The organism is Streptomyces sp. BV286 (assembly GCF_019090165.1).
Lineage (GTDB): Bacteria > Actinomycetota > Actinomycetes > Streptomycetales > Streptomycetaceae > Streptomyces.
The window spans coordinates 134,261-156,999 of sequence record NZ_JAHRIB010000149.1 but is presented as its reverse complement, the minus strand read 5'-3'; the positions used below and the strand labels follow the sequence as shown (position 1 = coordinate 156,999).

Here is a 22,739-nt window from a genome sequence, read left to right as displayed (position 1 = left end):
GGCGGCCTCCGAGCGCCAGGCCCCCGCGCCCGCCGCCCGGCCCGCGACCGGCCAGCCCGCGCGCTCCGGCGGCTCCTCCAACCGGGTGCGTGCCCGGCTCGCCCGTCTCGGCGTGCAGCGGTCCAATCCGTACAACCCGGTGCTGGAGCCGCTGCTGCGGATAGTGCGCAGCAACGACCCGAAGATCGAGACGTCCACACTCCGCCAGGTCGAGCGCGCCTACCAGGTGGCCGAGCGCTGGCACCGCGGCCAGAAGCGCAAGAGCGGCGACCCGTACATCACGCATCCCCTCGCCGTGACGACGATCCTCGCCGAGCTGGGCATGGACCCGGCGACGCTGATGGCGGGGCTCCTGCACGACACGGTCGAGGACACGGAGTACGGCCTCGACACCCTGCGCAAGGACTTCGGCGACCAGGTCGCGCTGCTCGTCGACGGCGTCACCAAGCTCGACAAGGTCAAGTTCGGCGAGGCCGCGCAGGCCGAGACCGTCCGCAAGATGGTCGTCGCCATGGCCAAGGACCCGCGCGTCCTGGTCATCAAGCTCGCCGACCGCCTGCACAACATGCGCACCATGCGGTATCTCAAGCGCGAGAAGCAGGAGAAGAAGGCGCGCGAGACCCTGGAGATCTACGCGCCGCTCGCCCACCGCCTGGGCATGAACACCATCAAGTGGGAGCTGGAGGACCTCGCCTTCGCGATCCTCTACCCCAAGATGTACGACGAGATCGTCCGGCTGGTGGCCGAGCGGGCACCCAAGCGTGACGAGTACCTGGCCATAGTGACCGACGAGGTCCAGTCCGACCTGCGCGCGGCCCGTATCAAGGCGACCGTCACCGGCCGCCCGAAGCACTACTACAGCGTCTACCAGAAGATGATCGTCCGCGGCCGTGACTTCGCGGAGATCTACGACCTGGTGGGCATCCGCGTCCTCGTCGACACGGTCCGCGACTGCTACGCGGCACTGGGCACCGTCCACGCCCGCTGGAACCCGGTTCCGGGGCGGTTCAAGGACTACATCGCGATGCCCAAGTTCAACATGTACCAGTCGCTGCACACGACGGTCATCGGCCCCAACGGCAAGCCGGTCGAACTCCAGATCCGTACGTTCGACATGCACCGCCGCGCCGAGTACGGCATCGCCGCCCACTGGAAGTACAAGCAGGAGGCCGTCGCCGGCGCCTCCAAGGTGCGCTCCGACCAGCCGCGGACCACCGGCAAGGACGACCACCTCAACGACATGGCGTGGCTGCGCCAGCTCCTCGACTGGCAGAAGGAGACCGAGGACCCGGGCGAGTTCCTGGAGTCCCTGCGCTTCGACCTGTCGCGCAACGAGGTCTTCGTCTTCACGCCGAAGGGCGACGTGATAGCGCTGCCGGCCGGCGCCACGCCCGTGGACTTCTCCTACGCGGTGCACACGGAGGTGGGCCACCGCACGATAGGAGCACGCGTCAACGGACGCCTCGTACCGCTCGAGTCGACCCTCGACAACGGCGACCTGGTGGAGGTCTTCACCTCCAAGGCGGCCGGCGCCGGACCGTCCCGGGACTGGCTGGGCTTCGTCAAGTCGCCCCGCGCCCGCAACAAGATCCGCGCCTGGTTCTCCAAGGAGCGCCGCGACGAGGCGATCGAGCAGGGCAAGGACTCCATCGCGCGAGCCATGCGCAAGCAGAACCTGCCGATCCAGCGCATCCTCACCGGCGACTCGCTGGTCACGCTCGCACACGAGATGCGCTACCCCGACATCTCGTCCCTGTACGCGGCGATCGGCGAGGGCCACGTGGCCGCGCAGGGCGTCGTGCAGAAGCTCGTCCAGGCGCTCGGCGGTGAGGAGGCCGCCACCGAGGAGATCGACGAGAGCATTCCGCCCGCGCGCGGCCGCAAGCGCCGCTCCAACGCCGACCCGGGTGTCGTCGTCAAGGGCGTCGACGATGTGTGGGTCAAGCTGGCCCGCTGTTGTACGCCCGTCCCCGGAGACCCGATCATGGGCTTCGTCACGCGCGGCAGCGGGGTGTCGGTGCACCGCACCGACTGCGTCAACGTCGACTCGCTGTCCCGCGAGCCGGAGCGCATCCTCGAGGTCGAGTGGGCCCCCACCCAGTCGTCCGTCTTCCTGGTCGCCATCCAGGTCGAGGCCCTCGACCGTTCCCGGCTCCTGTCGGACGTCACGAGGATCCTGTCCGACCAGCACGTCAACATCCTGTCGGCGGCCGTCCAGACGTCCCGCGACCGGGTGGCCACCTCCCGCTTCACCTTCGAGATGGGCGACCCGAAGCACCTCGGACACGTCCTGAAGGCGGTCAGGGGAGTGGAGGGCGTCTACGACGTGTACCGGGTGACGTCGGCGCGCAGGCCCTCCGAGGCCTGACACAGCGGACAGCAACGGGAGAGGCCCCCGTACGGTGCGTACGGGGGCCTCTCCCATGGTGCCGGGCAGCGCCCCCGAAGGGGCGCGGAAAACTGCGCGACGAACCACACTCCACCCGCAGACGGCAACCGACCGTCCAGTGGGGCGTCACAGCGGGAAGCTACCCGCCGAACTCGTGCAGCCCTTTGAGCGCCTGCTCCAACAGCGCCTGCCGGCCATCGAGCTCCCGCTGAAGCTTGTCGGCCTTAGCGTTGTTCCCCGCGGAGCGAGCCGTCTCGATCTGCCCCTGGAGCTTGTCCACGGCAGCCTGCAACTGACCGGTCAGACCCTCCGCACGCGCGCGTGCCTCCGGGTTCGTCCGGCGCCACTCGGTCTCCTCGGAGTCCTGGAGAGCCCGCTCCACCGCGTGCATCCGGCCCTCGACCTTCGGGCGGGCGTCACGCGGTACGTGACCGATGGCCTCCCAGCGCTCGTTGATCGAACGGAAGGCGGCCCGGGCCGCCTTCAGATCCTGCACGGGGACGAGCTTCTCGGCCTCCTCGGCCAGCTCCTCCTTGAGCTTCAGGTTCTCCGTCTGCTCCGCGTCCCGCTCGGCGAAGACCGAGCTGCGAGCCGCGAAGAACACGTCCTGGGCGCCGCGGAAGCGGTTCCACAGGTCGTCCTCGTGCTCGCGCTGGGCACGGCCCGCGGCCTTCCAGTCCGCCATCAGCTCGCGGTAGCGGGCCGCCGTCGGGCCCCAGTCGCTCGATCCGGAGAGCGACTCGGCCTCCGCGACCAGCTTCTCCTTGGTCTTGCGGGCCTCCTCGCGCTGCGCGTCCAGGGACGCGAAGTGCGCCTTGCGGCGCTTGGAGAACGCCGAGCGCGCGTGCGAGAAGCGGTGCCACAGCTCGTCGTCGGACTTCCGGTCGAGCCGCGGCAGGCCCTTCCAGGTGTCCACCAGCGCGCGCAGCCGCTCACCGGCGGACCGCCACTGGTCGGACTGGGCGAGCTCCTCGGCCTCGGTGACCAGGGCCTCCTTGGAGTGCCTGGCCTCGTCGGACTGCTTCGCCCGCTGTGCCTTGCGCTCCTCACGGCGTGCGTCGACCGTCTCGACGAGCTTGTCCAACCGCTTGCGCAGCGCGTCCAGATCCCCGACCGCGTGGTGGGCGTCCACCTGCTCGCGGATGTGACCGATGGCGACCTGGGCGTCCTTCGACGACAGGTCGGTGGTCTTCACCCGCCGCTCGAGGAGGCCGATCTCCACGACCAGGCCCTCGTACTTGCGCTCGAAGTAGGCCAGTGCCTCGTCGGGAGTCCCGGCCTGCCAGGAACCGACGACCTGCTCGCCGTCGGCCGTACGCACGTACACGGTCCCCGTCTCGTCGACGCGGCCCCACGGGTCGCTGCTCACAGCGCCTCCTCCACATGATGCCTGCGTGGGGCTGCTTTGCCCCCGGGCATCGTCCACAGTTTCGTCACGGCCAACATAGGCGACCGGCGGGGCGGCTGTCCGCATCCCGCGCGACCGAAATTTCGCTGCTGGAGGTCAGGATTTCGTCACGGTCGCCTTGTCGATCACGACCGTCGCGTTGGGCGCTCCGTCGCCCTGGCCAGTGCTCTCGCCGGCCCCGGCGATTTTCTTCATCACCTTCATGCCTGATTCGGAAATAGTCCCGAACGGTGTGTAGTTGGCCGGCAACCGGCTGTCCTGGTACACGAGGAAGAACTGGCTGCCGCCGCTGTTGCGGCCTTCCTTCGTCTGCGCGTTGTACTGGTTGGCCATCGCCACCGTGCCCGCCGGATACACCTCGCCCTTGAGGCGCTTGTCCTTGAGGTTCTCGTCCGGAATCGTGTAGCCGGGGCCGCCCATGCCGGTGCCCTTCGGGTCACCGCACTGGAGGACGTAGATGCCGTTCGTGGTGAGCCGGTGGCACTTGGTGTGGTCCAGGTAGCCCTTGCCCACCAGGAAGTTGAATGAGTTCACCGTGTGCGGGGCCTTCGAGGCCGGCATGTCGATGTCTATCGCGCCGCAGGTCGTCTGCAGCTTCATCGTGTAGTCCGCCGACTTGTCGATGGTCATCGCCGGCTCCTTCTTGTAGCTCAGCGACTTCACCTTGCCCGCGGCGGCCTTGTCGCAGGGGTCCGGAGCCTTGCTGGGCGCGGAGGGGCTCGGGGTGGCCTCCGCGGCCGCGTCGGACTTGTTGTCGTCCTGCTTGAAGACCCCGGTCGCGTACGACACCACGCTGCCCACGACGACCACGCCGAGGACGGACGCGATCACCGCGTTACGAGCGTGCGCCTTGCGCCGAGCGGACGTGCGCCGCTGCTGCTGCCGCAAGAACTTCTCCCGGGCGAGCTGACGCCGCCGCTGTTCCTGGGTGACCACCGGGTTATCTCCTCATGCGTCTCGTACGTCAGGTGGGACGCGTGCGTCTTGTGAGCCGACCGCCTGCGTGTGCCCCGTACCGTATATGGGTTCGCTGTGGTTCCGGCAGCGCCGGTAGGCTCTGATCCACAGCGATGCCATTCCCCGTACGACATACCGAAGGACGAACGTGCTCATTGCCGGGTTCCCCGCCGGGGCCTGGGGCACCAACTGTTACTTGGTCGCCCCCGCCGCGGGTGAGGAGTGCGTGATCATCGACCCGGGCCACCAGGCCGCCCAGGGAGTCGAGGAAGCACTCCAGAAGCATCGGCTCAAGCCCGTCGCCGTCGTCCTCACCCACGGCCACCTCGACCATGTCGCCTCGGTCGTCCCGGTGTGCGGCGCGCATGACGTACCGGCGTGGATCCACCCCGAGGACCGGTACATGATGAGCGACCCGGAGCGGGCGCTCGGCCGCTCGATCGGGATGCCGCTGATGGGTGAGATCACGGTCGGCGAACCGGACGACGTGTTGGAGCTGACGGACGGCGCCGCGCTGAAGCTGGCCGGACTCGACTTCTCGGTCGCGCACGCGCCCGGCCATACGAAGGGGTCGGTGACGTTCCGGATGCCCGAGAACACGGAGATCCCGTCCGTGTTCTTCTCCGGGGATCTGCTCTTCGCCGGCTCCATCGGACGCACCGACCTGCCCGGCGGTGACATGGACGAGATGCTCGGCTCGCTGGCCCGTGTGTGCCTGCCGCTCGACGACTCGACCGTGGTGCTGTCCGGCCACGGCCCCCAGACGACCATCGGCCAGGAGCGCGCCACCAACCCGTACTTGCGGCAGGTGGCGGCGGCCGGCCCGGGAGCGGACCCTTCCTCCGCTCCTCGACGAGGAATGTGACGAGAGACTTCCGTTGAGTACCTTCAAGGCCCCCAAGGGCACGTACGACCTGATTCCGCCGGACAGCGCGAAGTACCTCGCGGTGCGTGAGGCGATCGCCGCCCCGCTGCGGAACTCGGGTTACGGATACATCGAGACGCCCGGTTTCGAGAGCGTCGAGCTGTTCGCGCGCGGCGTCGGTGAGTCCACCGACATCGTGACCAAGGAGATGTACGCCTTCGAGACCAAGGGCGGCGACAGGCTGGCGCTGCGCCCCGAGGGCACGGCGTCCGTGCTGCGGGCCGCCCTGGAGGCCAACCTCCACAAGGCGGGCAACCTCCCCGTCAAGCTCTGGTACTCGGGCTCGTACTACCGCTACGAGCGCCCCCAGAAGGGCCGGTACAGGCACTTCTCCCAGGTCGGCGCCGAGGCGATCGGTGCCGAGGACCCGGCCCTGGACGCCGAGTTGATCATCCTGGCCGACCAGGCGTACCGCTCACTCGGGCTGCGCACCTTCCGGATCCTCCTCAACTCGCTCGGCGACAAGGAGTGCCGTCCCGTCTACCGGGCCGCGCTCCAGGACTTCCTGCGGGGCCTGGACCTGGACGAGGAGACCCTGCGCCGCGCCGACATCAACCCCCTGCGGGTCCTCGACGACAAGCGGGACGACGTCCAGAAGCAGCTCGTGGGCGCCCCGCTCCTGCGGGACTACCTCTGCGACGCGTGCAAGGCGTACCACGAGGAGGTGCGCGAGCTGATCACGGCCGCGGGCGTCCCCTTCGAGGACGACGCGAGGCTGGTCCGAGGGCTGGACTACTACACCCGCACCACCTTCGAGTTCGTGCACGACGGTCTGGGATCGCAGTCCGCGGTGGGCGGTGGCGGACGGTACGACGGTCTGTCCGAGATGATCGGCGGCCCCGCTCTGCCGTCCGTCGGCTGGGCCCTGGGCGTCGACCGTACGGTTCTCGCGCTGGAGGCCGAGGGTGTGACGCTCGCGCTGCCCGCGTCCACCAGCGTGTTCGCGGTGCCGCTCGGGGACGAGGCGCGGCGCGTGCTGTTCGGTGTGGTGAGCGAGTTGCGCAGGAACGGGGTCGCGGCGGACTTCTCGTACGGCGCGAAGGGGCTCAAGGGCGCCATGAAGAACGCCAACCGCAGTGGCGCCCGCTACACGGTCGTCGCCGGTGAGCGTGACCTCGCCGAGGGCGTCGTGCAGCTGAAGGACATGGAGTCGGGCGAGCAGGTGGCGGTCGGCGTGAACGAGATCGTGGCCGAGCTGGAGTCCCGGCTGAGCTGAGACGGGGGCCGGGACCGGGGCCGGGGGCGTGGTTCGCCCGTCGCCCTTCCCCTTCTCCTTCCCGTTCGGGGACTCCGCCCCGAACGGGAAGCCTCACGTCTCGGGCGGACTGGAAGGCCGAGCCCGTCCGCGACCAGTAGCGCGCGAAATGCCGCACGGTCTCGCCCACCGTCAACCTCGCGGGTGCCGATTCCCCCTGCCGGACGATGCCGACGAGCGTCCCGCCGGAGCGGGCGTTCCGGGACGACCGCACGTACTTCCTTATGTCCATCGAACGGTGGACACACGCGCGTGTGCGGCACAATGACCCTGCCCGGATGGTCCTCTCGAGCTACGGAAACGGCGTGATGAGCAAGACGACAGTCAGGGAAGGCGCCTCCACCGACCAGGTGGCCGCCACAGCCCCACGCACCGTGGGCGGCGGTCGTGCCCTCGCCCTTCTGCTGGTGATCACGGGCGCGGCCGGACTGCTGGCCTCCTGGGTCATCACCATCGACAAGTTCAAGCTGCTGGAGGACCCGAACTTCACGCCGGGCTGCAGCCTGAACCCGGTCGTCTCCTGCGGCAACATCATGAAGAGCGACCAGGCCTCCGTCTTCGGGTTCCCCAACCCGATGATGGGCCTCGTCGCCTACGGCATCGTGATCGGTGTCGGCATGAGCCTGCTCGGCCGGGCCACCTTCCCGCGCTGGTACTGGCTGACCTTCAACGCGGGCACGCTGTTCGGCGTCGGCTTCGTGACCTGGCTCCAGTACCAGTCGCTGTACAACATCAACTCGCTGTGCCTGTGGTGCTGCCTGGCCTGGGCCGCGACGATCATCATGTTCTGGTCCGTGACCTCGCACAACGTCCAGAGCGGTCTCCTGCCCGCGCCCGCCTGGCTGAAGGGGTTCCTCGGCGAGTTCGCCTGGGTGCTGCCGGTCATGCACATCGGGATCATCGGCATGCTGGTCCTGACCCGCTGGTGGGACTTCTGGACCAGCTGACGGGACCGGCTCGTCCCTTGCGCGCCAAGGGCCGGGCCGCGCTGTCAGTGGCGTGACATAGGGTCGACGACGTGGAGCCCGACCTGTTTACCGCCGCAGCCGAAGAACGCCAGGAGAAGGACCCGTCCAGCAGCCCCCTGGCCGTACGGATGCGCCCGCGCGTCCTCGACGAAGTCGTGGGCCAGCAGCATCTGCTGAAGCCGGGCTCACCCCTGCGCAGACTGGTCGGCGACGGCGGAGGCCCGGCGGGCCAGTCCTCGGTCATCCTCTGGGGACCGCCGGGGACCGGCAAGACGACCCTGGCGTACGTGGTCTCCAAGGCCACCGACAAGCGCTTCGTGGAGCTCTCCGCGATCACCGCCGGCGTCAAGGAGGTCCGCGCGGTCATCGAGGGCGCCCGCCGCGCCGCCGGAGGCTTCGGCAAGGAGACCCTCCTCTTCCTCGACGAGATCCACCGCTTCAGCAAGGCCCAGCAGGACTCCCTGCTCCCGGCCGTCGAGAACCGCTGGGTGACGCTGATCGCCGCGACCACCGAGAACCCGTACTTCTCGGTGATCTCCCCGCTGCTGTCCCGCTCGCTGCTCCTGACCCTCGAACCGCTCACGGACGACGACCTGCGCGGACTGCTCCGCCGGGCCCTCGCCGACGAGCGCGGCCTCAAGGACGCCGTCACGCTCCCCGAGGACACCGAGGAGCACCTGCTGCGGATCGCCGGCGGTGACGCCCGCCGCGCGCTGACCGCGCTGGAGGCCGCGGCCGGGTCCGCGCTCGACAAGGGCGAGCCGGAGATCACCCTCCAGACCCTGGAGGAGACCGTCGACCGCGCCGCGGTGAAGTACGACCGCGACGGCGACCAGCACTACGACGTGGCCAGCGCCCTGATCAAGTCGATCCGTGGCTCGGACGTCGACGCCGCGCTGCACTACCTGGCCCGGATGATCGAGGCGGGCGAGGACCCCCGCTTCATCGCCCGCCGGCTGATGATCTCCGCCAGCGAGGACATCGGCCTCGCTGATCCGACCGCACTGCCCACGGCCGTCGCGGCCGCCCAGGCCGTCGCCATGATCGGCTTCCCCGAGGCCGCGCTCACCCTCAGCCACGCCACCATCGCCCTCGCCCTGGCCCCGAAGTCGAACGCGGCCACGACGGCGATCGGCGCAGCCATGGAGGACGTGCGCAAGGGCCACGCGGGCCCCGTACCGATGCATCTGCGCGACGGCCACTACAAGGGCGCGGCCAAGCTCGGCCACGCACAGGGGTACGTGTATCCGCACGACCTGCCCGAAGGCATCGCCGCCCAGCAGTACGCCCCCGAGGAGCTCAAGGACCGGGAGTACTACACCCCGACCCGGCACGGCGCCGAGGCGCGCTACGCGGACGCGGTGGAGTGGACGAGGAAGCACCTCGGTCGAGGACGGCCCTGACCACCCTGTAGACTCCTCGAAGCGCTGCGTCCCGTGTCCGTCTCTCGTCGCTGGAGAGCCGGACACCACCAGAACGGGACATCCAGCCGGAGCCCCCACCGCAAGGCGGGGAATCCAGGAGCGTCGCGCACCGTCGATGGTGTCGCGGGCAGCCCACCACCCTCCCGTATCCCGGGAAACGGTCGGTGGGCCACTCGCGTGCTGCACGTATGTGCCCAGACCAGGGAGCGGCTGCCCAGCAGGTCCGACCGACCGGACCCGCAGGGTTTCCCCGGCTGCGGATTGCGACCTCCCCTAACCCTGGTGAAGCCGTATTCACATCAGAAACACGAGGTGTTTGGTTCATGCCGAACCAGTCCCGCCCCAAGGTCAAGAAGTCGCGTGCCCTCGGCATCGCGCTGACCCCGAAGGCCGTCAAGTACTTCGAGGCCCGCCCCTACCCGCCGGGTGAGCACGGTCGTGGCCGCAAGCAGAACTCGGACTACAAGGTCCGTCTGCTGGAGAAGCAGCGTCTGCGCGCGCAGTACGACGTGTCCGAGCGCCAGCTCGTCCGCGCCTACGAGCGTGCCGCCAAGACGCAGGGCAAGACCGGTGAGGCCCTGGTCATCGAGCTGGAGCGTCGTCTCGACGCCCTGGTTCTGCGTTCGGGCATCGCCCGCACGATCTACCAGGCCCGCCAGATGGTCGTCCACGGCCACATCGAGGTCAACGGCGGCAAGGTCGACAAGCCGTCGTTCCGTGTCCGTCCCGACGACGTCGTGATGGTCCGCGAGCGCAGCCGCAGCAAGACGCTGTTCGAGGTCGCCCGTGCCGGTGGCTTCGCCCCCGACGGCGAGACCCCGCGCTACCTCCAGGTGAACCTCGGCGCCCTGGCCTTCCGCCTGGACCGCGAGCCGAACCGCAAGGAGATCCCGGTGATCTGCGACGAGCAGCTCGTCGTCGAGTACTACGCCCGCTGATCCAGCGGACGGCACCACCGGCTTCGCGCCTGCCTCAGCCCGTCGCTTGCCCGCCCATCACCGGCGGGGGAGCGGCGGGCTGTCGCGTGCGTGGACGCCGCCGCGTGGACGCGCCGCTCCTCAGCCCGCTGTCTCCCCGCGTTCCCGAGTGGGTGAGCCGGCGGGTTTGCGCAGGTCGGGGGGCATGACAGTGCCGCGAGGTGCGGGCAGCACGCCGAGCGGCCGCGGCCGGGTACGCCCCAGCGCCCGGCCCACCGCGGCCTCACGGCCGAGCCGCGCCCCCGCCCGCACGCACTCCTCGTACCGTTCGTCGCCCAGCCGTGCCCGGGCCGTCGCCTCGCACTGCTCGTGCGGGGCGTTGTAGTAGGCGGAGCCGAACAGCGGAAGACCCACCGACGGCCACATCCGGGACGCGGAACCCTGGAGCACCGCGGCCTCGAAGGCGTCGCCCTCCGCCACGGTGACCAGCGCGAGCAGTTCCACCGCCAGGACCGTGCCGAGCAGGTCGTGGAAGACGTGGCTGATGTCGAGGCACTCGGTCAACAGCAGCCGAGCCCGCGGCAGATCACCCTCGGTCCAGGCCGCGTACGCCAGCACGTACAGCGCGTAGGAGAGGGACCAGCGCTCCCCGTGGTCCACGCAGATCCGGCGCACCTCCTCGCACAGTCGCACCGCGCCCGGCAGATCTCCCTGAAAGGCCAGCGCCATCGCCAGCTCGACCTGCGCCATCAGGACGTTGCTGTTGAGCTCGCCGATCTCGTGATAGCGGTCGAGCGCGGAACGCAGCAGTGCCTGCGCGCGGGGCATGTCGTCGGTGACCAGGGCCAGACAGCCGGTGCGGTGCTCGGCGTAGGCCAGCGCGGTGGCGTTCCGGCCGCGTTCCGCCTTCTGACGGCACTCGTCGAGCGCGGCGGACGCGGGCCCCGCGTCGCCCTGCAGGATCGCCACATAGCCGAGCACCCACAGCGCCTTCAGCCGCGAGCGCTCGTGCTCCGTGGACAGGCCCACACTCCGCTCCAGCCAGTGCCGTCCCTCCGACAACCGGCCGCAGCCCACCCAGTAGAACCAGAGGGTCCCCGCGAGGTACTGGCCGAGATGCCCGCCGTCCGGCTCGCTCAGACAGTGCTCCAGGGCACAGCGCAGATTCGGCAGCTCCGCCTCCACCCGCGCGGCCACCTCGCGCTGCCGGGGCGAGAACCAGTCCAGCTCGCACCAGGTCGCGAGCCCCATGTACCAGTCCCGATGGCGACGCCGCAGCCGTACCCCGTCGTCCGTGGCCTCCAGCCAGTCCGCGCCGTACGCCCGGACCGTGTCCAGCATCCGGTAGCGCACGCCCGCCGGGGTGTCCTCGCGGGTGACCACCGACTGGGCGAGCAGCTCGCCGAGCACGTCGAGGATGTTGTCGGGATGCAGGCCGTCGCCCCCGCACACGTACTCGACGGCCTCCAGGTCGAACGGCCCGGCGAACACCGAAAGCCGCGACCACATCAGCCGCTCCTCGGGTGTGCACAGCTCATGGCTCCAGCCGATCGCCGTACGCAGGGTCTGATGGCGCGGCAGCGCGTCACGGCCGCCACCCGTCAGGAGCCGGAAGCGGTCGTCGAGCCGGGCCAGCAGCTGTGCGGGGGAGAGGGCGCGCAGCCGTCCCGCGGCCAGTTCGACGGCGAGCGGGAGGCCGTCGAGCCGCCGGCACAGGTCGAGCACGTCCGCGCGGTTGCCGTCGTCCAGCGCGAAGCCCGGAGTGCCGGCGGCGGCCCGGTCCGCGAACAGCTCCACCGCGTCCTCCTCCGTCAGCGGCGCCAGGGGGAGGACCCGCTCGCCCTCCAGCGCGAGCGGCCTGCGCCCCGCGGCGAGCACCCGCAGGCCCGCCGCGTGCCGCAGCAGCGCACCGATCAGGGACGCGCACGCGTCCACCAGATGCTCGAACCCGTCGATCACGAGCAGGAGTTCACGCTCCGCGAGGTGCTCGAGCAGCACCCGGCGCGGTGGCCGCGACGTGTGATCCGTCAGACCCAGCGACTCCAGGACCGCGTACTCGACGAGCTCCGGCTCGCGCAGCGCGGACAGCTCCACGCGCCACACGCCGTCGCGGGGCCGGACCCGGGCCGCCGCACGCGCCGCCAGCCGCGACTTGCCGACCCCGCCCACGCCCGTCACCGTCACCAGCCGGTTCGCATCGAGGGCCGCGTCCAGCAGGGTCAGTTCGGCCGAGCGGCCCACGAACGCGTTGAGCTCCAGAGGAAGACCGCCGGCCCGATGACCGTCCTCTCCCGCACCGGAACCCCGTGAACCCTCAGAATGCCGCATGGGCAACGGAGCGTACTCATCCGTAAGCACTCCGTACAATCGCTGCGCGCGACCGCGGCTTTGGCGGACGGTAATCCGGTACGGAGCCGCGGCCCCGGCGCGATAGGCTCGGGGGACGACTTTTCAATGGTGAGGCACGAATCCAGGGAGCGGGTGCGCAGTGTCCGGTGGTGAGGTGGCCGGGATCCTGGTGGCCGTCTTCTGGGCGATTCTGGTCTCCTTCCTCGCGGTGGCACTCGCGAGGCTGGCCCAGACGCTCAGGGCGACCACCAAGCTCGTCGCGGACGTGACCGAACAGACGGTCCCGCTCCTCGCGGACGCCTCCGCGGCCGTGCGCTCCGCGCAGACCCAGATCGACCGGGTCGACGCGATCGCATCGGACGTCCAGGAGGTCACGTCCAACGCGTCGGCGCTCTCCTCGACCGTCGCCTCGACGTTCGGCGGACCCCTGGTGAAGGTGGCGGCGTTCGGCTACGGCGTGCGCCGGGCCATGGGCGGCCGCGGCGACGACACGCCCACCAAGCCCGCGCGGCGCACCGTGATCGTGGGCCGCACCGTCCCGTCGGCGCGACGGGGAAAGCGGAAGAAGGACTGACGCAGCGATGTTCCGCCGTACGTTCTGGTTCACCGCGGGCGCAGCAGCCGGCGTGTGGGCCACCACCAAGGTCAACCGCAAGATCAGGCAGCTGACGCCCGAGAGTCTCGCGGCCCAGGCCGCCGACAAGGCGATCGCGGCGGGTCACCGTCTCAAGGACTTCGCGCTCGACGTCCGCGACGGAATGGCCCAGCGCGAAGCGGAACTCGGCGAGGCCCTCGGCCTGAACACCGATCCCGAACTGCCCTCCCCGCGCCGCGTCGCCGCCATCGAGAACAGCAACGACCCGAAGTACAGCAAGAACCCGACGTACGTCGAGAGGTCGACGTACTCGTACAACCGGAATGAGGACCACTGATGGAGTCGGCCGAGATTCGTCGCCGCTGGTTGAGCTTCTTCGAGGAGCGCGGTCACACCGTCGTCCCTTCGGCGTCGCTCATCGCGGACGACCCGACTCTGCTCCTGGTCCCGGCCGGCATGGTGCCGTTCAAGCCCTACTTCCTGGGTGAGGTCAAGCCGCCGTTCGACCGCGCCACCAGCGTCCAGAAGTGTGTCCGCACGCCGGACATCGAAGAGGTCGGCAAGACCACCCGGCACGGCACGTTCTTCCAGATGTGCGGCAACTTCTCCTTCGGCGACTACTTCAAGGAAGGCGCCATCAAGTACGCCTGGGAGCTGCTCACCAGCCCTCAGGACAAGGGCGGTTACGGCCTGGAGCCGGAGAAGCTCTGGATCACCGTCTACCTGGAGGACGACGAGGCCGAGCGCATCTGGCACGAGGTCGTCGGCGTCCCCAAGGAGCGCATCCAGCGTCTCGGCAAGAAGGACAACTACTGGTCCATGGGCGTCCCGGGCCCCTGCGGCCCGTGTTCCGAGATCAACTACGACCGCGGCCCCGAGTTCGGCGTCGAGGGCGGCCCCGCCGTCAACGACGAGCGGTACGTGGAGATCTGGAACCTCGTCTTCATGCAGTACGAGCGAGGCGAGGGCACCTCGAAGGAGGACTTCGAGATCCTCGGCGACCTGCCGAGCCAGAACATCGACACCGGCCTCGGCCTGGAACGCCTCGCCATGATCCTGCAGGGCGTGCAGAACCTGTACGAGATCGACACCTCCATGGCCGTCATCAGGAAGGCCACCGAGCTGACCGGTGTCGAGTACGGCGCCGGCAAGGACTCCGACGTCTCGCTGCGCGTGGTCACCGACCACATGCGGACGTCCGTGATGCTCATCGGCGACGGCGTCTCCCCGGGCAACGAGGGCCGCGGCTACGTGCTGCGCCGCATCATGCGCCGCGCCATCCGCAACATGCGCCTGCTCGGCGCCACCGGCCTGGTGGTCAAGGACCTGGTCGACGTCGTGATCGAGATGATGGGGCAGCAGTACCCGGAGCTCGTCACCGACCGCAAGCGCATCGAGACCGTGGCCCTTGCCGAGGAGGCCGCCTTCCTCAAGGCCCTCAAGGGCGGCACGAACATCCTCGACACCGCCGTCACGGAGACCAAGGCCGCCGGCGGCCAGGTCCTGTCCGGCGACAAGGCCTTCCTGCTCCACGACACCTGGGGTTTCCCGATCGACCTCACCCTGGAGATGGCCGCCGAACAGGGCCTCTCCGTGGACGAGGACGGCTTCCGGCGCCTGATGAAGGAGCAGCGGGAGCGCGCCAAGGCCGACGCCAAGGCCAAGAAGACCGGCCACGCCGACATGGGCGCCTACCGTGAGATCGCCGACGCCGCCGGTGAGACCGACTTCATCGGCTACACGAACATCGAGGGCGAGTCCACGGTCGTCGGCATCCTCGTCGACGGTGCCTCCTCGCCGGCCGCCACCGAGGGCGACGAGGTCGAGATCGTCCTCGACCGCACCCCGTTCTACGCCGAGGGCGGCGGCCAGATCGGCGACACCGGCCGTATCAGGATCGACACCGGCGCCGTGATCGAGGTCCGCGACTGCCAGAAGCCGGTCCCCGGGGTGTACGTCCACAAGGGTGTCGTCCAGGTCGGCGAGGTCACCGTCGGGGCCAAGGCCCAGGCCGTCATCGACGTGCGCCGCCGCACGGCCATCGCCCGCGCCCACTCGGCCACGCACCTCACGCACCAGGCCCTGCGTGACGCTCTCGGCCCGACGGCCGCCCAGGCCGGTTCCGAGAACCAGCCCGGCCGTTTCCGCTTCGACTTCGGCTCCCCGGCCGCCGTGCCCACGGCCGTGATGACGGACGTCGAGCAGAAGATCAACGAGGTGCTCGCCCGCGACCTGGACGTGCACGCGGAGATCCTCAGCATCGACGAGGCCAAGAAGCAGGGCGCCATCGCCGAGTTCGGCGAGAAGTACGGCGAGCGCGTGCGGGTCGTCACCATCGGCGACTTCTCCAAGGAGCTGTGCGGCGGTACGCACGTGCACAACACCGCCCAGCTGGGCCTGGTGAAGCTGCTCGGCGAGTCGTCGATCGGTTCCGGTGTCCGTCGTATCGAGGCCCTCGTCGGTGTCGACGCCTACAACTTCCTTGCCCGTGAGCACACGGTCGTCGCCCAGCTCCAGGAGCTGATCAAGGGACGTCCGGAGGAGCTTCCGGAGAAGGTCTCGGCCATGCTCGGCAAGCTGAAGGACGCCGAGAAGGAGATCGAGAAGTTCCGTGCGGAGAAGGTCCTCCAGGCCGCCGCCGGTCTCGCCGGCTCCGCCAAGGACGTGAACGGCGTCGCCCTGGTCACCGGCCAGGTCCCGGACGGCACGACCGCCGACGACCTGCGCAGGCTGGTCCTCGACGTCCGCGGCCGCATCCAGGGCGGACGGGCCGCCGTGGTCGCCCTGTTCACCGCGGTCAACGGCAAGCCCCTGACGGTCATCGCCACGAACGAGGCCGCCCGCGAGCGTGGCCTCAAGGCCGGTGACCTGGTGCGTACGGCCGCCAAGACCCTCGGCGGCGGCGGTGGCGGCAAGCCGGACGTCGCCCAGGGCGGCGGTCAGAACCCGGCCGCCATCGGTGAGGCCACCGACGCCGTCGAGCGCCTTGTGGCCGAGACCGCCAAGTGAACGACGGCGAGCGGGTCATGCGCCGCGGCCGCCGTCTCGCCATCGACGTCGGGGACGCCCGGATCGGGGTCGCCTCGTGCGACCCCGACGGGATCCTCGCCACCCCGGTGGAGACCGTGCCGGGACGTGATGTCCCCGCCGCCCACCGGCGGCTCGGGCAACTCGTCGAGGAGTACGAACCGATCGAGGTCGTCGTCGGGCTCCCTCGTTCCCTCAAGGGGGGCGAGGGACCGGCCGCCGTCAAGGTCCGTGCCTTCGCCCAGGTCCTCGCCCGGGGTATCGCACCCGTTCCGGTGCGGCTCGTGGACGAGAGGATGACCACAGTGACGGCCAGTCAGGGACTGCGCGCCTCGGGCGTGAAGTCCAAGAAGGGCAGATCGGTCATCGACCAGGCAGCGGCCGTGATCATCCTCCAGCAGGCACTGGAGTCCGAACGGGCGTCAGGCACATCTCCGGGCGAGGGCGTCGAAGTGGTCATCTGATCGCGGTACGGTAACGTTCCGCGCGATGCGGAGGTGTTCGAATAGCCTCCGCACAAGAGAGAGGCGGACGGGAGCCGAGCCACAGCCACCATGCGACCGCCGCCTCGCGGCTCTAGGGGATCGATGACTGAGTATGGCCGGGGCCCGGGCTCCGAACCGTGGCATCCCGAGGACCCGTTGTACGGGGACGGCGGATGGGGAGGACAGGAGGCCCACGCGGCCCAGTCCCCCTACGGCGGCCAGCCGCAGCACTATCCGGAGCAGCCGCAGCAGCAGTACGGCGACTGGGGCACGGGCCAGCAGCCCGGTGGCTACGACCAGAGTCAGCAGCAGTACGCCCAGGGTCAGCAGCAGCACTACGTCCAGGAGCAGCAGCAGTACGGGGGCCAGCCGCCGCAGCAGTACAACGGCCAGGGCGGGCAGGGCTACCCCGACCAGGGCGGCCAGCAGTACGACCAGAACGGTCAGCAGTACCACAACGGTGGCTGGGACACGGGGCAGCAGTACCAGCAGCAGCACCAGGTGCCGTACGGCGGCGACCCGAACGACCCCTATGGCGGTCAGCCTGCGGCATACGGCGGTCAGCAGCCCGACTACTACGGCACCCCTGACGCGTATCCGCCGCCGGAACCGCCGAGCCGGCGCCGCGCGGAGCCGGAACCGCAGCGGACGGACTGGGACCCGGGGCCGGACCAGGGCGAGCACGCCTTCTTCGCGGGCGCCGGTGACGACGATGACGATCCCGACACCGATGACGACCCGCAGAGCCGGCGGCGCGGCAAAGGCGGCAAGAGCGGCAAGGGCAGCAAAGGCAAGAGCAAAGGCGAGACGAAACGCCGGAGCGGTTGCGCCTGCCTGGTCGTGACGCTCGTCTTCACCTCGGTGATCGGTGGAGTCGGCTATTTCGGCTACCAGTTCTACCAAAGTCGTTTCGGTACGGCGCCCGACTTCGCGGGGGACGGCACGGGCGAGCAGGTGACCGTGGTGATTCCCAAGGGTGCCTTCGGATCTGTGATCGGCCAGAAGCTGAAGGCCGCGGGTGTCGTGAAGAGCGTGGACGCCTTCGTGGCGGCCCAGTCGCAGAACTCGAACGGCGACAAGATCCAGTCGGGCTCCTATCTGCTGAAGAAGGAGATGTCCGCAGAAAGCGCTGTCGCGCTGATGCTCGATCCCAAGAGCCAGAACAATCTGGTCGTCAGGGAGGGGCAGCGCAACGTCACGGTGTACGAGGCGATCGACAAGCAGCTGGGACTTTCCAAGGGCAGTACCAAGAAGGTCGCCGAGAAGAAGTACAAGAGTCTCGGACTTCCCAACTGGGCGGACGACAACAGCGACATCAAGGATCCGCTGGAAGGATTCCTCTACCCGGCGACCTATCCCGCCGCCAAGGGCATGAAGCCCGAGGCGGTCCTGAAGGACATGGTGTCGCAGGCCAAGCGGGAGTACGCGAAGTACGACCTGGAGGCGAAGGCGGAGGAGCTCGATCTGGAGAGCCCGCTGCAGGTCATCACCGTGGCGAGCCTCGTCCAGGCCGAGGGCATCACGCACGACGACTTCAAGAAGATGGCAGCCGTCGTCTACAACCGTCTGAAGTCGACGAACGACGTCACCAACCAGAAGCTCGAGTTCGACTCGACGTACAACTACCTCAAGGGTCAGAGCAAGATCGACATCTCGGTCGCCGAGATCCGGAACTACGACGACCCGTACAACACGTACTTCTACAAGGGTCTTCCGCCGGGTCCCATCGGAAATCCGGGCAATGACGCGCTCAAGGCGGCCGTGAATCCGGACGGCGGTGCGTGGATGTTCTTCATCTCCATCGACGGCAAGAAGACCGACTTCACCAAGACCTTGCCCGAGCACGAGAAGCTGGTGCAGAAATTCAATGAACGGCGTAACAAGGACTGACGGGGACCGGCGGTGCCGAGCCGCCGTTCTCGGCTCTCCGATCGCCCATTCCCTTTCCCCGGTGCTGCACGGCGCCGCTTACGGGGAACTGGGCCTGGCCGGCTGGTCGTACGACCGTTTCGAGGTCGACGAGACGACGCTGCCCGCATTCCTGGAGAAGCTCGGTCCCGAGTGGGCCGGGCTCTCGCTGACCATGCCGTTGAAGCGTGCGGTGATTCCGCTGCTCGACGAGATCAGTGAGACCGCCTCCTCCGTCGAGGCGGTGAACACGGTGGTGTTCACGGAGGACGGACGCCGTACCGGCGACAACACCGACATCCCCGGGATCGTCGCCGCCCTGCGCGAGCGGGGCATCGAGCAGGTGGACTCCGCGGCGATCCTCGGAGCGGGCGCCACCGCCTCCTCCGCGCTGGCCGCACTCGCCCGGATCTGCACGGGCGAGGTCGTCGTCTACGTCCGCAGTGCGGCGCGCGCCGCCGAGATGCGGCAGTGGGGCGAACGGCTCGACATCGAGGTGCGTACGGCGGACTGGGCGGACGCCGAGCGGGCACTGACCGCCCCGCTGGTGATCGCGACCACTCCGGCGGGCGCCACCGACGCGCTCGCCTCGTCCGTCCCCGGGCGGCCCGCCACCCTCTTCGACGTCCTGTACGAACCGTGGCCGACCGACCTCGCGGCCCGCTGGTCCGCCTACGGAGGCGCCGTCGTCAGCGGCCTCGACCTGCTGGTGCACCAGGCGGTCCTCCAGGTCGAGCAGATGACGGGCCTTGCTCCGGCCCCGCTCGACGCCATGCGGACGGCGGGCGAGAAAGCCCTCGCGGCCCGGTAGGACGGCCCGCTAGGATCCGGTTTTCGATTCCGCAGGGGGCGGCGTCGGGGGGAATCGGGGGACTGATCCATGCACGTGACACAGGCATCCTGGAAGTCGGAGATCTTCCAGGCGGTGTTCGGGTTCCTGCCGGACTGGGCGAAGAGCGCCGGGCTCGGGCTCGTGGTGCTCGCCGTCCTCGCGTACTGGGCCCTCAAGGTGAAGCGCAGGCTCGCGTACCGGCGGGCGGTGCGCTCCGGGCAGCCCGTCCACGCGGCGGCACAGTACGGGCAGGGCCGCGGCGCCGACTACCTGGGCGCCTACGCCCCGCGGGCCCGGCAGGACGACACCACGGTATGACCGGACAGGCGTCCGCCTGGTGGACCTGAGGCCGAGCAGGGGGCCCGGACGTGGGAGGATCGACGGTGGCGGGCCGGGCCGCGCACCCGGCCACGCCGTCGCCGTACGCGAGGACGCGTGTACGCACAGGCAGGACGCAGTACCAGGTCGCGAGTATGAGGAGATCCGTTGAGCAGGTTGCGCTGGCTGACCGCGGGGGAGTCCCACGGACCCGCACTTGTGGCGACGCTGGAGGGTCTTCCCGCCGGCGTGCCGATCACCACCGACATGGTGGCGGATCACCTGGCCCGGCGACGCCTGGGCTACGGGCGCGGTGCGCGGATGAAGTTCGAGCGGGACGAGGTCACCTTCCTGGGCGGCGTGCGTCACGGTCTGACGCTGGGCTCGCCGGTCGCGGTGATGGTGGGCAACACCGAGTGGCCCAAGTGGGAGCAGGTGATGGCGGCCGACCCGGTGGACCCGCAGGTCCTGGGTGAGCTGGCGCGCAACGCCCCGCTGACGCGGCCGCGGCCCGGTCACGCCGACCTCGCCGGTATGCAGAAGTACGGGTTCGACGAGGCGCGGCCGATCCTGGAGCGGGCGTCCGCCCGGGAGACCGCGGCGCGGGTGGCGCTGGGTGCGGTGGCCCGTTCGTACCTGAAGGAGACCGCCGGCATCGAGGTCGTCTCGCACGTGGTGGAGCTGGCCGCGGCGAAGGCCCCCTACGGCGTCCTGCCGACCCCCGCCGACGTCGAGAGGCTGGACGCGGATCCGGTGCGCTGCCTGGACGCGGACGCCTCGAAGGCGATGGTCGCGGAGATCGACCAGGCCCACAAGGACGGCGACACCCTCGGTGGTGTGGTCGAGGTCCTGGCGTACGGCGTGCCGGTGGGGCTCGGCTCGCACGTGCACTGGGACCGGCGCCTCGACGCCCGGCTGGCGGCGGCGCTGATGGGCATTCAGGCGATCAAGGGCGTGGAGGTCGGAGACGGCTTCGACCTCGCGCGGGTGCCCGGCTCCAAGGCCCACGACGAGATCGTCCACACCGACGAGGGCATCCGGCGCACCTCGGGCCGCTCCGGTGGCACCGAGGGCGGTCTGACGACGGGCGAACTGCTGCGCGTACGGGCGGCGATGAAGCCCATCGCCACGGTTCCGCGGGCGCTGGCGACCATCGACGTGGCGACCGGCGAGGCGACCAAGGCGCACCACCAGCGCTCGGACGTGTGCGCGGTGCCGGCGGCGGGGATCGTCGCCGAGGCGATGGTCGCGCTGGTCCTGGCGGACGCGGTCGCGGAGAAGTTCGGCGGGGACAGCGTGCCGGAGACCCGGCGCAACGTCGAGTCGTACCTCGAGAACCTGGTCGTGCGATGAGCGGTCCCACAGTGGTGCTGGTCGGCCCGATGGGAGTCGGCAAGTCCACGGTGGGGGCGCTCCTCGCGCAGCGGCTGGGCTGCCGCTACCGGGACACCGACGAGGACATCGTGGCCGAGCAGGGCCGCACCATCGCGGACATCTTCGTGGACGAGGGCGAACCGGCCTTCCGCGCACTCGAGAAGCAGGCCGTGCGCCGGGCCCTGGCGGAACACGACGGCGTCCTGGCGCTGGGCGGCGGCTCCGTCCTCGACGCGGACACCCGGGCGCTGCTCGCCGGGCATCCCGTCGTGTATCTCTCGATGGACGTCGAGGAAGCCGTGCAGCGCACGGGACTCAACGCGGCCCGGCCGCTGCTGGCGGTCAACCCGCGCCGGCAGTGGCGTGAGCTGATGGACGCCCGCCGTCACCTGTACAGCGAGGTCGCCGGCGCGGTGGTGGCGACCGACGGCCGTACCCCCGACGAGGTCACCCAAGCGGTCCTCGACGCACTGGAGTTGAAGGAAGCATGAGCGAGGCAGTGACGCGGATCCACGTCGGCGGCACGGCGGGCAGCGAGCCGTACGAGGTCCTGGTCGGCCGCCAACTGCTCGGAGAGCTGGGCGCGTTGGTGGGGGAGCGGGCCCAGCGGGTCGCGGTGATCCACCCCGAGGCGCTCGCCGAGACCGGTGACGCGCTGCGCGCGGACCTCGCCGGTCAGGGCTTCGAGGCCGTGGCCATCCAGGTGCCCAACGCGGAGGAGGCCAAGACCGCCGAGGTCGCCGCCTACTGCTGGAAGGCGCTCGGGCAGTCCGGCTTCACCCGCAGCGACGTGATCGTCGGCGTCGGCGGCGGCGCCACCACCGACCTGGCCGGGTTCGTCGCCGCGACCTGGCTGCGCGGGGTGCGCTGGATCGCCGTGCCGACGACCGTGCTGGCCATGGTGGACGCCGCGGTCGGCGGCAAGACCGGCATCAACACCGCCGAGGGCAAGAACCTCGTCGGCGCCTTCCACCCGCCGGCCGGCGTGCTGTGCGACCTGGCCGCCCTGGACTCTCTGCCGGTCAACGACTTCGTGTCGGGGCTCGCCGAGATCATCAAGGCCGGTTTCATCGCCGACCCCGAGATCCTCGAACTCATCGAGGCCGACCCGCAGGGCGCCCGTACCCCCGCCGGGCCGCACACCGCCGAGCTCATCGAGCGCTCCATCAAGGTCAAGGCCGAGGTCGTCTCCTCCGACCTGAAGGAGGCCGGGCTGCGGGAGATCCTCAACTACGGACACACCCTCGCCCACGCCATCGAGAAGAACGAGCGCTACCAGTGGCGGCACGGCGCCGCGGTGGCGGTCGGCATGCACTTCGCGGCCGAACTGGGCCGTCTGGCCGGGCGGTTGGACGACGCGACCGCGGACCGGCACCGTACGATCCTGGAGTCCGTCGGGCTGCCGCTGGCCTACCGCTACGACCAGTGGCCCAAGCTCCTGGAGACCATGAAGGTCGACAAGAAGTCCCGCGGCAACCTGCTCCGCTTCATCGTTCTGGACGGCCTGGCCAAGCCCACCGTCCTGGAGGGCCCCGACCCGGCGGTCCTTCTCGCCGCCTACGGCGAAGTGGGCGAATAGCCGCCGCGGGCGACACTTGGGGCGATTCG

19 protein-coding genes are annotated in these 22,739 nt (G+C 69.9%); 16 read left to right on the top strand and 3 right to left on the bottom strand.

Going from position 1 to position 22,739, the window contains the following annotated elements; translation table 11 throughout:
- Positions 1 to 2,368, top strand: a 2,368-nt coding sequence (locus KUF83_RS24680; protein ID WP_217457108.1) for a bifunctional (p)ppGpp synthetase/guanosine-3',5'-bis(diphosphate) 3'-pyrophosphohydrolase, incomplete at its 5' end; no start/stop codon positions are given.
- 160 nt (positions 2,369 to 2,528) lie between these two features.
- Here the strand turns inward: KUF83_RS24680 and KUF83_RS24675 are convergent.
- Positions 2,529 to 3,758 carry a DUF349 domain-containing protein gene (locus KUF83_RS24675; RefSeq protein ID WP_217457107.1) on the bottom strand — a complete coding sequence of 410 codons (1,230 nt, stop codon included), beginning with the start codon at positions 3,756 to 3,758 and terminating at the stop codon, positions 2,529 to 2,531.
- 135 nt (positions 3,759 to 3,893) lie between these two features.
- The gene (locus KUF83_RS24670) at positions 3,894 to 4,733 is read right to left on the bottom strand and encodes a peptidylprolyl isomerase (RefSeq protein WP_217457106.1); all 840 of its coding nucleotides are present in this window, start codon (positions 4,731 to 4,733) and stop codon (positions 3,894 to 3,896) included.
- Positions 4,734 to 4,902: 169 nt separating this feature from the next.
- On the opposite strand from KUF83_RS24670, the gene KUF83_RS24665 reads away from it, so the two are divergent.
- The 5 genes from KUF83_RS24665 to rpsD all read left to right on the top strand — a co-directional run bounded on the left by KUF83_RS24665 (position 4,903) and on the right by rpsD (position 10,264).
- Positions 4,903 to 5,619: an MBL fold metallo-hydrolase gene (locus tag KUF83_RS24665; protein ID WP_217457105.1), complete on the top strand. Its 717-nt coding sequence runs from the start codon at positions 4,903 to 4,905 to the stop codon at positions 5,617 to 5,619.
- A 13-nt stretch (positions 5,620 to 5,632) separates the two neighbouring features.
- Entirely contained in the window at positions 5,633 to 6,895 is a 1,263-nt protein-coding gene (gene hisS / locus KUF83_RS24660) for a histidine--tRNA ligase (RefSeq protein WP_217457104.1), read from the top strand.
- A 347-nt stretch (positions 6,896 to 7,242) separates the two neighbouring features.
- Positions 7,243 to 7,881 (top strand): vitamin K epoxide reductase family protein, encoded by a 639-nt coding sequence (locus tag KUF83_RS24655; RefSeq protein ID WP_217457103.1) that lies wholly within the window; start codon positions 7,243 to 7,245, stop codon positions 7,879 to 7,881.
- Positions 7,882 to 7,952: 71 nt separating this feature from the next.
- Positions 7,953 to 9,305, top strand: a complete 1,353-nt coding sequence (locus tag KUF83_RS24650) for a replication-associated recombination protein A (protein ID WP_217457102.1) — start codon at positions 7,953 to 7,955, stop codon at positions 9,303 to 9,305.
- Positions 9,306 to 9,649: 344 nt separating this feature from the next.
- A complete protein-coding gene (gene rpsD, locus KUF83_RS24645; protein ID WP_217457101.1) occupies positions 9,650 to 10,264 on the top strand; it encodes a 30S ribosomal protein S4 in 615 nt (204 codons plus the stop codon).
- A gap of 120 nt (positions 10,265 to 10,384) precedes the next feature.
- On the opposite strand, the gene KUF83_RS24640 is transcribed toward rpsD, so the two are convergent.
- The gene (locus tag KUF83_RS24640) at positions 10,385 to 12,571 is read right to left on the bottom strand and encodes an AAA family ATPase (protein ID WP_217457100.1); all 2,187 of its coding nucleotides are present in this window, start codon (positions 12,569 to 12,571) and stop codon (positions 10,385 to 10,387) included.
- A gap of 160 nt (positions 12,572 to 12,731) precedes the next feature.
- Here KUF83_RS24640 and KUF83_RS24635 point away from each other — a divergent pair, with 160 nt between their 5' ends.
- From KUF83_RS24635 to aroB, 10 genes are all read left to right on the top strand, one after another.
- Positions 12,732 to 13,166 (top strand): DUF948 domain-containing protein, encoded by a 435-nt coding sequence (locus KUF83_RS24635; RefSeq protein WP_217457099.1) that lies wholly within the window; start codon positions 12,732 to 12,734, stop codon positions 13,164 to 13,166.
- 7 nt (positions 13,167 to 13,173) lie between these two features.
- Positions 13,174 to 13,524, top strand: coding sequence for a DUF6167 family protein (locus KUF83_RS24630; protein WP_217457098.1), 351 nt, complete (start codon positions 13,174 to 13,176; stop codon positions 13,522 to 13,524).
- Entirely contained in the window at positions 13,524 to 16,196 is a 2,673-nt protein-coding gene (gene alaS, locus KUF83_RS24625) for an alanine--tRNA ligase (protein WP_217457097.1), read from the top strand. The genes KUF83_RS24630 and alaS overlap by 1 nt, the downstream gene beginning before the upstream one ends.
- Before the next feature lie 17 nt (positions 16,197 to 16,213).
- Positions 16,214 to 16,678: a Holliday junction resolvase RuvX gene (ruvX, locus tag KUF83_RS24620; RefSeq protein WP_217457115.1), complete on the top strand. Its 465-nt coding sequence runs from the start codon at positions 16,214 to 16,216 to the stop codon at positions 16,676 to 16,678.
- Between the two features lie 123 nt (positions 16,679 to 16,801).
- The gene (gene mltG, locus KUF83_RS24615) at positions 16,802 to 18,589 is read left to right on the top strand and encodes an endolytic transglycosylase MltG (RefSeq protein WP_217457096.1); all 1,788 of its coding nucleotides are present in this window, start codon (positions 16,802 to 16,804) and stop codon (positions 18,587 to 18,589) included.
- A complete protein-coding gene (locus KUF83_RS24610) occupies positions 18,567 to 19,418 on the top strand; it encodes a shikimate dehydrogenase (RefSeq protein WP_217457095.1) in 852 nt (283 codons plus the stop codon). The genes mltG and KUF83_RS24610 overlap by 23 nt, the downstream gene beginning before the upstream one ends.
- Positions 19,419 to 19,487: 69 nt before the next feature.
- Positions 19,488 to 19,757, top strand: a complete 270-nt coding sequence (locus tag KUF83_RS24605; RefSeq protein WP_217457094.1) for a hypothetical protein — start codon at positions 19,488 to 19,490, stop codon at positions 19,755 to 19,757.
- Between the two features lie 168 nt (positions 19,758 to 19,925).
- Positions 19,926 to 21,110: a chorismate synthase gene (gene aroC, locus KUF83_RS24600; protein ID WP_217457093.1), complete on the top strand. Its 1,185-nt coding sequence runs from the start codon at positions 19,926 to 19,928 to the stop codon at positions 21,108 to 21,110.
- Entirely contained in the window at positions 21,107 to 21,622 is a 516-nt protein-coding gene (locus KUF83_RS24595) for a shikimate kinase (protein WP_217457092.1), read from the top strand. Before aroC ends, KUF83_RS24595 begins: the two co-directional genes overlap by 4 nt.
- Positions 21,619 to 22,710 (top strand): 3-dehydroquinate synthase, encoded by a 1,092-nt coding sequence (gene aroB, locus KUF83_RS24590; RefSeq protein ID WP_217457091.1) that lies wholly within the window; start codon positions 21,619 to 21,621, stop codon positions 22,708 to 22,710. The genes KUF83_RS24595 and aroB overlap by 4 nt, the downstream gene beginning before the upstream one ends.
- Positions 22,711 to 22,739 lie beyond the last annotated feature (29 nt).